Consider the following 9,213-nt stretch of genomic DNA (forward strand, 5'->3'; position numbering starts at 1 on the left):
CGGGGACGCCGTCCGCATCGGGTCGCCGTAACACGGAATTCACCGCTGATGACGAACTGCGGTCACAGAGCGTGGGTAAGGTTCGAGCAAGCCCCTGGGGCGGGACGTGACCGCAGTCACGGAACAATCCGGCGGGTCGCCCCGTTGTTCCGTGCAGTCAGTGCCCCCCGTGGAGGTAGCGATGCCCGAGACCCGAGAGTTCACCTCGATCGACGAGGCGCTCGCCCTCATCGATCAGGGCCTGGGCGACATGATGCACCGCGAGCTGGTCTCCACCAGCGAGGTGTCCGACCTCCTCCTCGACGTGCGCTCGCTCCTGCGGGCCCCCACGCCTGGCCTCAGCGACATCAGCGAGGACGCGCTCAGCCCCAACTGAACGTCTGCCGGTCTGACCCGTCCGTCGGCCCGCGGTGCAGGGCCGACCGGCTGGCGGACCGCCTGCGTTCAGCCGGCCGCCAAGAGCTCGGCGAAGGCCTGCTCGATGCACGTGCGCAGCAACTCGGTGTCGTCCACCGCTCCGGTGTCGATGGCCAGGCCCATGTTCAACGCCCCGTCATAGGACAGGAGGGTGAGGTTGAACGCCGTGCCCGCGAGGGGCCCGAGGGGGTAGTTGGCCTCGATCAGGGCGCCGGCGATGTAGAGCGGCAGGGGTCCGCCCCGCACGTTCGAGGTGGTGAAGTCGATGGTCTCGGTCTGCTGGCGGGCCATGCGCACGAGCACCGAGGTGGGCAGCACGTTCATCAGCCCGGCGAGGCCCTCGAGCACCGAGAAGGCCCGCTCGGTCCTCGTGCGGGCCAGGCGCTCCTTCACCGCCTCGAATTGCTCGATGGGGTCGTCGATGTCGACGGGCACGAGGACCCGGGACGGTGCGAACGAATTGCCGGCCGCCGACGAGTCGGCCCGGGTGCTGACCGGCATGGCCATGCGCAGCTCCTCCACCGGGGCGCCCTTGGCCCGGTGGTAGGCGCCCGCGCCGCGGGCGGCGCCGGTGACGAAGAAGTCGTTGATGGATCCGTCGTGGGCCTTGGCCATGCGCCTGGCGTCGTCCATCGGCACCGAGAGCACCTCCATGCGCCGCCAGAGCGTCCGCTCGGTCCAGAGCGGGGAGTGGGCTCGGTCGCTGATGAGCCCTTGGCGAACCACCGAGCGGGCGGTCTCGACGCCAGCCGAGCCGACCGAGCCCCAGTCGCCGGGGTGGGACAGGACGTGCGCGGTCTCGCTGACGCCGCGCTGGGCGGCACCGGCGGAGCGCCGGGCCACGTGGGCGGCGGTGTCGACCATGGTGGCGAAGAAGTTGGTGGGTCCGGGATCGGTGGGCGGGTCGAGCTCGTGGTCGGGGTGCTCGTCGCCGGTACGGCGACCCTTGCGGGCGGGGCCGCGGCGGCCCTCGACGTCCGGCGGGTCGCGCTCGAGGTCGATGAACTGCTCGGACATGCGCATCGCGCCCACGCCGTCGGTGATGGTGTGGTGCATCTTCTGGACGATGGCGCCGCGCCCGTCGGGGAGGCCGTCGACCAGGGTGAAGGCCCAGAGCGGTCGGGTGCGGTCGAACGGCGCCTGCCAGTACCGGGTGGCGAAGTTGAGCAGGTCCCGGTCGGTGGCGCCCTTCGGCAGGCCGTCGCGCCGGACGTGGAAGTCGATGTCGAAGCTCGGATCGTCCTGCCACGTCGGCGGCGCCAGTCGCCCGAGGCCGGGAACGACCCGCTGGCGGAGGCGGGGGATGCGGCGGACGGCGTCGGCCATGCGCGCCCGGAAGCGCTCGAGGTCGGCGGGTCGATCGAGCAGGGTCACGTTGGCGATCGTCGACGAGAGGTGCGGGTCCTTCTCGATGTTCCACATGAGCGCCTCGAGGTCGCTCATGCGCCGGTCCGCCCGGACCTCCCGTTCGCGCTCCACCATGTCGGCGCAGGCTAGTTGTCGGTCGACGCGGTGTCACCGGGCCCGAGGCGACCCTTCACAGGTGCAGGGAGACCGCTCAGTGGGGGATCGTCGTCGCCTTGAACTCGTTGAGCTCGGGCCAGCCGGTGAGGAGGTCGAGCACCCGCTCCACCGTGCGCACGGCGAGGTCCCGGTCGCCTTCGGGCGCAGCCATGAGGCGGACGAACACGGCCCGGTCGCCGGCGATGAACGTCGGGACGCCCCAGACGTCGTGGTCAGCGACCGCCCGGGGGTGCTCCTGGCGCAGCTGCTCGAGGCCCTTGGTGCGGGCGGCGTCGAGCACGACGTCGGCGTCGAGGCCGTGGGCGGTCAGCACGTCGCGGAGCACCGACTCGTCGCGCAGGTCGTGACCGTGGGTGTGGCGGGCCTCGAACAGCGCCTCGTGGACGTCGAGGAAAGCCTCGGGGTACTGGTCGCGGACGACGAGGCCGATCTGGGTGGGCAGGCGCCCCGGCTCGGCTGCCGGGTCGTCCCACACGTCGGGTGCGCCCTCGTCGAGGTGGACCTGGCCGAGGGAGAAGGGCACGAAGGTCACGTCCCAGTCGGCGCCGGCCCGGAGTCCCTCCACGACGTGGAGGTGGGCGATGCGGGCGAAGGGACAGCGGTAGTCCCAGGTCACGGCGAACGAGGTGCTCATGGTCCGGGTAACGCCCTCAGAGCGGTCGACATTCCTCTCGTCCCGGTGCCCGCTCTGCGCGGCTGTGGGTCGGCCGGCGCTCAGCGCCGGGTGGGCAGTCGCCAGAGGCGTCGGACCACGATGCCGAGCACGGTGCCGAGCGCGGCGCCGGCGACGATGTCGCTGGCGTGGTGGATGCGCACGTGGATGCGGCTACTGGCCACCACCAAGGCGACGAGGAACCACACCGCAGGGATCCGGCTTCCGTCGGAGAGCAGGACGGCGGCGAAAGCTCCGCTGCTGGCGTGACCGCTGGGGAAGCTGGTGGTGAGGGGGGCACGTAGGTGGTGGGGGCGGTCGGTGGTGACCTCCGGCCGGGTGCGCCGGAACAGTCGCTTGATGCCCTGGTTCACCAGCAGCGACTCGCCGGCGAGGCACACCACCAGGCGCAGGAAGGCCTGCTCGTCGCGCTCGGAGCGCAAGCTGCGGGCCGACCCCAGCAGCGCCCAGATGAGGCTGAAGTCGCCGAGCGCCGAGGCGCCGTACATCACCCGGTCGGCCACCGGGTGGCCCCGCAACTGGTCGAAGGCGCGGTCGACGGCGGCGTCGAAGGCCGCGACCGGAGCGAACGCATCGGCCGGGGAGGGCGCGACCTCGGCGATGCCCGGCTCGTCCGCGGTCAGGTCGGTCGCGACGAGATCGTCGTCGGTGACGTTGCCGCCGGGCTGGGTCGCGCCGGTCACGACGCCACCAGCGCCGGCGCTCGCCGGGCGACGGGCGACTCGACGGGGGCGTCGACCGCGGCACGGGTGGGGGCCAGCGCAGGGTCGCCGCCCTGCGCCGGGCAGTAGGCGTGGTAGCTGCACCAGGAGCAGCCGCGGCCGGGGCGGGGGCGGAAGTCCTCGTCCTCGCACGCCCGCTCGACGGCGGCCCAGATGGCCTCGACCCGGCGGGCGAGGCCCCGGGTGGACTGCTCGGTGGGCACGGACACGATGGCCACCGGCTCGGCCAGGTGGAGCAGCTGGATGCGAGCGGGGCGCACGCCGAAGAACTGCTCGCAGAGGTACGCGTAGAAGTGCACCCCGCCGAGGCGCGCCTGCTCGACCTGGACGGACGGGGCTCGGCCGGTCTTGTAGTCGGTGACCACGAGGCCGCCGTCCTCGTCGAGCTCGAGGCGGTCGATGATGCCGCGCAGGCGCAGGTCGCCGATGCGGGCCTCGAGCAGCAGCTCGAGGCCGATGGGGCGCACGGTGGTGGGGTCCTCCAGCTCGAAGTAGCGGCGGACCAGTGCCTCGGCCTCGCCCAGGAAGGTGGCTTTGGCGGCCTCGTCGAGGTGCAGGCCCACGAAGTCGGGGTCGTCCCGGAAGGCTTCGGCGGCGTCGGCCAGGCAGCGGGCGGCACGGTCGACCGTGCGTTGCGGCGCGGGCAGGTCGAGCAGGCGCTCGAGGGCGGCGTGCACGAGGGTGCCCCGGCTGGCGGGCACGGACGGCGCCTCGGGAAGGCGGTCGATGGCCGAATAGCGGAAGGCCAGGGCGCAGTCCCGGAAGGTGGACACCTTCGAGGGCGACAGCGTCGCCGGCCGCGTCAGCGACATGTCGGCATCGTACGCAGGGCCGGTGACAGCGACCGGCACCCCGATCGCGCGGTCACGGGCGGAGCGCGTCCAGGATGCTCATCGCAACGGCGTCCGGGTCCTCCAGCGGGCCGAAGTGCCCGAGGTGGTCGAACACGACGAGCTCGCCGTGGGGAAGCGCCTCGGCGATGTGGGGAGCGAAGGCGGCGGGTCCCACCGGATCCCGGACGCCGGTGGCGACGGTGACCGGGATGGCGACGTCGCCGAGGTGGGCGAACGCTCCGTGTTGTCCGCCCATCCGGTACACCTGGGACTCGTCCACCGGCCGGCAGCGCAGCGTCACCGAGCCGTCGGCCTCCTCGCGGAAGCCCCCCTCGACGTAGGCCCGGAGAGCGTCCGCATGCAGCACGTTCAGCGGCGGCTTGGACGAGAAGTTGGCGTAGGCGTCCTGCGCGGAGGCGAAGGTGGCACGGCGGCGCAGGGCGCCCTCGGCGAGGTGGTTGCCACCGCCCGATCCGCTGGACCCGGTGTCGTCGGGGTCGATCGGCTCGCCCGGGAACACCACCGGCTCGAAGCAGTAGAGACCGGCGAAGGTGCCAGGCCGGCGCTGCTCGGCCAGCAGCAGCGCGGCACCGCCCTTGGAGTGCCCGGCGGCGAGGAGCGGCCCGTCGCCGATCCCGCCCTCCTCGGAGCGCAGGTGCTCGACGATCGCGAGGACGTCGTCGGCGAACCCCCGCCAGCGGTAGTCGAGGCCCTCGGGCGTCTCGGCACGGCCGTGCCCCCGGAGATCGGGGGCCCAACAGTGGAAGTGGTCGGCCAGTCGCTCGGCGACGGGTCGCCAGACCGGGCCGCAGAACCCGGTGGCGTGGGTCAGGAGGAGGGGAGGGCCGTCGCCGCCGAGGTCGTGGAGGGCCACGTGGACGCCGTCGCTGGATCGGACGAGCTGCATTCGCCCATCCTCTCATCGGTCCACCCGATCAACGACCACGCGGGGTCGAGGCGGTGCTCGGCCAACAGGACGAAGATGCGGTCCATGGTGGCCACGTCGAGGCGCTGGTGGCCGTCGTGGAGCACGTCGGCGAGCAGGTCCACGGGGACGACGGTGACGTCGGGATGGTGATGGCTCCCGGCGGTGGGCGACACGAGCAGAGGGTCGAGGAACGGCACCCAGGGCAGGTGGTCGGACAACGCGATGCGGGTGGCGTTGGTGACCTGCAGCAGGCCCTGCACGTCCCGGTCCACGTCCTCGCCGGCCGCCCGGAGCACGAATCCGCCGGCGGGACCGGCGACGAAGCGGTCGTCGCCGAAGGCCCCCACGGCGAACGCGCTCGGGAGCGAGGTCAGCAGGCGATCGAGATCCGCCGCATCCAGTCGCGCTGGGTTCGCCACCCTGTCCTCATCGGTCGCAGTCCCGAGGTCCCTTAGGTCGAATGCACTACAGATGTGTCGCCCCGGCCGGCGGGCTCATCCGGGCGGGAGCGCCTTCTCGCGGGATTCGGTGGCGGCCCAGCGGAAGACCCCCTTGGCCATGGTCGAGCGCTCGGCCTTCGCCCGGGCCTCGTTCACGTCGGACCGGACTCGATGGGCGTCGGGGGACCCGGGGTCGGCCTGGGTGGCCAGCTCGGCCAGGTGCCCGGCGAGGCGAAGGTCGCCCGCCTCGGCGAGCTCGGCGGCGCGGCGGGCAAGGACGTCGGCGCCGCCGGCCAGCATCGCCACCTCGACGGCGAGGGCGGCGTCAGGAGCGGGCTTGAGGTGGGCGGGGTTTCCGTCGTACCACCCGCCGTACAGGCGCCAGACGTTGCGGACGATGAACTCGGGCTCGTCGTAGATCGGTTGGAGGTACGGCTTGGACGCCAGGTCGCCGGGCGGGGTGACGGTGTGGAGGATGTCGTCGAGGCGGGCGCCCTCGTTCATCAGGGCGAGGGTCTGGTCGTGGAGCGACTCGAGGTAGGTGGCGGTGTCGTTCAGGACCATGGCCACGTCGTCGGCACCGGCGATGGGCAGGCCGTGGCCGGGGAGCAGCAGCTCGGCGCCGAGGCCGGCCATGGCCCGCAGGGCGACGGCCCAGTCCTTGGCGAAGCGCTGCACCTTCTGGGGGTTGCCGGCGTTCGGGGCGCACCAGATGATCAGGTCGCCGGGGCACAGCACCTTGCGGTCGGGCACCCACACCCAGGTGGCGTCGTCGGTCTCGCCCCGGGCGTGGTGCAGCTCGAGGTCCAGGTCACCCACGAGCACGTCGAGGCGGTCGCGGTAGGTGACGTCGGGCCGGCGGTACTCGGTGGGCCACTGGAAGCTCGGCAGCTGGAACTGCCGCTGGTTGACCACGCTGTTGTACCCGGCGGTCTCGATGTAGCGGTCGAAGCGGGGATCCACCTCCTCCTGCGCGATGACGCGGCCCCGGGGCCGTCCCTGCTCGTCGTTCTCGGCGTCGAACACCGGGGTGCCGAAGACATGGTCGACGTGGCCGTGGGTGTAGACCGCGGTGTCGAAGGGCTCGTCGGTCCAGCCGCGGACCGCCTGGTGGACGGCCGTGGCGGTGAACGCGCTGCCCGTGTCCACCAGCACCAGGCCGTCACCGGTGGTCAGGGCGGCGACGTTGGCGAAGGACTCGACCATGGCCACGCCGTCGCCGACCTCGCAGAGCTCGTTGCTGGCCGCCATGGGGTGGCGCTTCTCGGCGGTCCCCTCGCCGTGGAGGATGGCTCGGGAGAGCTCGAGCAGGTCGGTGGCCACGTCGCCTCCTGGGGTCGGCGGCCCTGACGCCAGGACCGGTGGGTGGCGAGCCTACGCTCGCCCCATGCTCCGGGCGGCCGTGACGAAAGCGGTTGCGCTGGCCTCGGTCGTCGCCCTGGTGGCCGGGCTGGCGTCGTGCGGCGACGGGAGCCCGACGAACGGGGACGGGCGCGGCGCGGAGGGCGGCGCGGCAGCTTCGAGCCCACCGGTCGCGCTGCCGGCGGGGGAGCAGCTCTACCGGCCGCCGGATGGTCTCGGGGACGGACCCCCAGGGAGCCTGGTGTGGTTCGAGGAGAGCCCGTCCATCGGTGAGGCGCGTGCCTGGCGGATCCTGGCGCGCTCGTCGAACGGGGACGGTGAGCCGACCTGGGCCACGGCTCGGGTCTTCCGGCCCGTGGGCGCCGCGCCCGAAGGCGGGTTCCCGGTGGTGGTCTGGGCCCACGGCACCGCGGGGCTGGCCGACCGGTGCGCCCCTTCGCGCACGTCGGCCGACATCCCGGGGATCTCCAACCTGCTGCTCGCAGGGTTCGTCGTCGTCGCCCCCGATGGCGCCGGGCTCGGGACTCCGGGGCCGGCGGGATACCTCGTCGGCGTCGACGAGGGCCACGCGGTGCTGGACGCGGCCCGGTCGGCGACGCAGGTGCCGGGCGCCGACGCCGGCACCGAGGTGGGCCTCTGGGGCTTCTCCTCCGGGGGACAGGGAGCGTTGTTCGCCGCCCAACTGGCCGAGGAGTACGCCCCTGAGCTCACCATCCTCGGCACCGCGGCGGTCGCGCCGGTGTCGGACGTGGCCCGCTTCGCCGGGGTCGCCGCCAACTTCCCGCTGACCTTCGGCTATGCGTTCATGACCTTCGGCGCCTGGCGGGAGGTCTACCAGGCCGACCTGTCGACGATCTTCGCGCCCGGGGCGCTCGCCGAGCTCCCGCTGCTGCGCCAGCAGTGCGCCAACGAGATCGCCGTCCACTTCGCCCTCACCCCCATCGACGAAATCCGGGCCGCGGATCCCACCGTCACCGCTCCCTGGGTCGAGCTGCTGGCACAGAACGAGGTCGGCGCCGACCCGACCAGCGGGCCGGTCCTGCTGGTGCAGGGCACCGACGATCCCATCATCGATCCCGCCTCGACCGACCGACTGGCGGAGCGACTGTGCCTCGCCGGCGTCGACGTCGAGCTGCGCTCGGTTCCGGGCGCCCGCCATGAGGTCGTGTTCCCGACCGCGCCGGACGTGGTCGGCTGGTTCGCCGACCGTTCCGCCGGCGTTCCCGCGTCGACCACCTGTCCGTCCTGAACGCGCCGCGGCGCCGTCGTAGCCTGCGGCCATGACGATGCTCGAAGACGCTGCACTGGACGACCCGGCGAAGGCCGCGGCCCGGGCCGCACTGCTGGACCCCGCGCTGTCGCCCATCGTCGACATGGTGTTCTCGGTCGAGGGACCGGCCGACGCCCCGGTCTACGAGGCCGCCTCGGCCGACGGCTCGGTCCACTTCACCCGGGACGTCGACGGCGACGCGTGGGCCTTCACCGTCGTCGACGTCGAGGGTCACGACCCCCTGGGCGACCAGGCCACCGACCGGTTCGCCGGACTGGCCGACGAGCGGGCCGTCCCCTTCCCGGACCGCACCGCCAACGCCTACCCCTACGCCTTCGAGCAGGTGGCGCAACTCTTCGACTCGCCCGCCGCCCCCGACCTCTGCGTCATGCACTCGGCCGCGCACAACTGGGAGGACCAGGGCGGCCACCGCGGCGAGCACGGATCCATCGGCATCGTCCAGGCCCGCGCGCCCTTCCTCGTCGCCGGCGCCGGCGTCGCGGCCCGGGGGATGGTCCCGAGCGCCTGCCGCCTCATCGACATCGCCCCCACGGTGCTGCGCCTCGCCGGTGCCGGGCCGGCGCCCGAGAGCGTCGGCCAGAACGGCCGCGCCCTCGCTGGCGGCCTGCTGCGCCGCCAGGACGGCCGGGTCCTCGACGACCTGATCGACGACGGTCAGGCGCCGCCCGAGCACGTGGTCGGCATCCTCTGGGACGGCACCAACGCCAACGTCCTCTACGACCTCGTGGCGAAGGGGATGGCCCCGAACGTGGCCCGGCTCATGGCCATGGGCACCACCTACGCCCACGGCGCCATGTCGTCGCTGCCCACGGTGACGCTGGCCAACCACACGTCGATCCTCACCGGCGCCCAGCCGGGGCACCACGGCATCCTCCACAACGCCTGGGACTGCCGCGCGTTGAGGTGACACGGGTTGTCAGGCGGCGGTTGCCGTCTGTGGGGTCATGATCATCTCGAACTCGATGGGGGTCAAACGTCCGAGCCGGGCCTGGCGGCGACGGTGGTGGTAGGTGCGTTCGATCC

Annotated in this window: 10 protein-coding genes; 3 read left to right on the forward strand and 7 right to left on the reverse strand. The window is 72.9% G+C overall.

Going from position 1 to position 9,213, the window contains the following annotated elements; all coding sequences use genetic code 11:
- Positions 1 to 181 precede the first annotated feature (181 nt).
- Positions 182 to 376 (forward strand): hypothetical protein, encoded by a 195-nt coding sequence (locus tag JNK12_13980; GenBank protein MBL8777047.1) that lies wholly within the window; start codon positions 182 to 184, stop codon positions 374 to 376.
- 68 nt (positions 377 to 444) lie between these two features.
- Here the strand turns inward: JNK12_13980 and JNK12_13985 are convergent, their stop codons facing one another.
- The 7 genes from JNK12_13985 to JNK12_14015 form a co-directional block, all read right to left on the reverse strand.
- A complete protein-coding gene (locus JNK12_13985; GenBank protein ID MBL8777048.1) occupies positions 445 to 1,899 on the reverse strand; it encodes a DUF1298 domain-containing protein in 1,455 nt (484 codons plus the stop codon).
- A 76-nt stretch (positions 1,900 to 1,975) separates the two neighbouring features.
- Positions 1,976 to 2,575 (reverse strand): DsbA family protein, encoded by a 600-nt coding sequence (locus JNK12_13990; protein ID MBL8777049.1) that lies wholly within the window; start codon positions 2,573 to 2,575, stop codon positions 1,976 to 1,978.
- A gap of 80 nt (positions 2,576 to 2,655) precedes the next feature.
- Entirely contained in the window at positions 2,656 to 3,297 is a 642-nt protein-coding gene (locus JNK12_13995) for a phosphatase PAP2 family protein (protein ID MBL8777050.1), read from the reverse strand.
- Entirely contained in the window at positions 3,294 to 4,148 is an 855-nt protein-coding gene (locus JNK12_14000) for a PD-(D/E)XK nuclease family protein (GenBank protein MBL8777051.1), read from the reverse strand. The genes JNK12_13995 and JNK12_14000 overlap by 4 nt, the downstream gene beginning before the upstream one ends.
- A 52-nt stretch (positions 4,149 to 4,200) precedes the next feature.
- Positions 4,201 to 5,076: an alpha/beta hydrolase gene (locus tag JNK12_14005; GenBank protein ID MBL8777052.1), complete on the reverse strand. Its 876-nt coding sequence runs from the start codon at positions 5,074 to 5,076 to the stop codon at positions 4,201 to 4,203.
- Positions 4,998 to 5,516 (reverse strand): hypothetical protein, encoded by a 519-nt coding sequence (locus tag JNK12_14010; GenBank protein ID MBL8777053.1) that lies wholly within the window; start codon positions 5,514 to 5,516, stop codon positions 4,998 to 5,000. Before JNK12_14010 ends, JNK12_14005 begins: the two co-directional genes overlap by 79 nt.
- A gap of 75 nt (positions 5,517 to 5,591) precedes the next feature.
- Positions 5,592 to 6,860 carry an MBL fold metallo-hydrolase gene (locus JNK12_14015; protein MBL8777054.1) on the reverse strand — a complete coding sequence of 423 codons (1,269 nt, stop codon included), beginning with the start codon at positions 6,858 to 6,860 and terminating at the stop codon, positions 5,592 to 5,594.
- A gap of 64 nt (positions 6,861 to 6,924) precedes the next feature.
- On the opposite strand from JNK12_14015, the gene JNK12_14020 reads away from it, so the two are divergent.
- Positions 6,925 to 8,148, forward strand: coding sequence for an alpha/beta hydrolase (locus JNK12_14020; GenBank protein MBL8777055.1), 1,224 nt, complete (start codon positions 6,925 to 6,927; stop codon positions 8,146 to 8,148).
- A 31-nt stretch (positions 8,149 to 8,179) separates the two neighbouring features.
- Positions 8,180 to 9,097, forward strand: a complete 918-nt coding sequence (locus JNK12_14025) for an alkaline phosphatase family protein (GenBank protein MBL8777056.1) — start codon at positions 8,180 to 8,182, stop codon at positions 9,095 to 9,097.
- Positions 9,098 to 9,213: the final 116 nt, after the last annotated feature.

It is taken from the genome of Acidimicrobiales bacterium (genome assembly GCA_016794585.1).
Classification (GTDB): Bacteria; Actinomycetota; Acidimicrobiia; order Acidimicrobiales; family DATDAH01; genus JAEUJM01.

Coding starts and splice junctions, on each gene's coding strand:
- JNK12_13980 (MBL8777047.1), top strand. CDS start 182: ATGCCCGAGACCCGAGAGTTCACCTCGATCGACGAGGCGCTCGCCCTC.
- JNK12_13985 (MBL8777048.1), bottom strand. CDS start 1,899: ATGGTGGAGCGCGAACGGGAGGTCCGGGCGGACCGGCGCATGAGCGAC.
- JNK12_13990 (MBL8777049.1), bottom strand. CDS start 2,575: ATGAGCACCTCGTTCGCCGTGACCTGGGACTACCGCTGTCCCTTCGCC.
- JNK12_14000 (MBL8777051.1), bottom strand. CDS start 4,148: ATGTCGCTGACGCGGCCGGCGACGCTGTCGCCCTCGAAGGTGTCCACC.
- JNK12_14005 (MBL8777052.1), bottom strand. CDS start 5,076: ATGCAGCTCGTCCGATCCAGCGACGGCGTCCACGTGGCCCTCCACGAC.
- JNK12_14020 (MBL8777055.1), top strand. CDS start 6,925: ATGCTCCGGGCGGCCGTGACGAAAGCGGTTGCGCTGGCCTCGGTCGTC.
- JNK12_14025 (MBL8777056.1), top strand. CDS start 8,180: ATGACGATGCTCGAAGACGCTGCACTGGACGACCCGGCGAAGGCCGCG.